1 pseudogene is annotated in these 721 nt (G+C 75.3%); it reads left to right on the top strand.

Annotation, left to right across the window (positions count from 1 at the left end):
- Positions 1-721, top strand: a pseudogene (locus OG982_RS30880) (polyketide synthase dehydratase domain-containing protein); the annotation flags it as partial.

The raw sequence follows: 721 nt of genomic DNA, 5'->3' as shown, positions 1-721 counted from the left end.
GCCTGGTGTACGGGGCCCCGCGCATCCCGGTCGTCTCCAACCTGACCGGCGCCCTCGTCTCCGACGAGATGGGCTCGGCCGAGTTCTGGGTCCGGCACGTCCGGGAGGGCGTCCGCTTCCTCGACGGCGTCCGCGCCCTGGCCGCGGCCGGGGTGACGACGTACGTCGAACTCGGCCCCGACGGTGTGCTGTCCGCTCTCGTCCAGGACTGCCTGACCGACGACACCGCCGAGGCCGCCGTCCGCGTACCCGTGCTGCGCAAGGGCCGCCCCGAGGCCGAGGCACTCGCCGCCGCCCTCGCCCAGGCCCACGCGCACGGCGTCACCGTCGACTGGACGGCGTACTTCGCCGGCACCGGCGCCCGCCGCGTCGACCTGCCCACGTACGCCTTCCAGCGCAAGCGCTACTGGCTCGACGTCGGCGTCTCCGTCGAGGACGTCCTCGCGGCCGGCCTCGACACCGCCGGGCACCCGCTGCTCGGTGCCACCCTGCCGCTGCCCGCCTCCGACGGCCTGGTCCTCACCGGCCGCCTCGCCCTCTCCACCCACCCCTGGCTGACCGACCACACGGTCATGGACACCGTCCTGCTGCCCGGCACCGCCTTCGTCGAACTGGCCCTGCGGGCCGGTGCGGAGGCCGGCTGCGACACCGTCGAGGAGCTGGCCATCGAGGCCCCGCTCACCCTCGGCGACCAGGGCGCCGTGCAGCTCCAGCTGGCCGT

Origin of the sequence: Streptomyces sp. NBC_01551, from assembly GCF_026339935.1 — a bacterium.
GTDB lineage: Bacteria > Actinomycetota > Actinomycetes > Streptomycetales > Streptomycetaceae > Streptomyces.
Note: the sequence above shows the minus strand (reverse complement) of the source record. Positions and strands in the feature narration are given on the sequence as shown.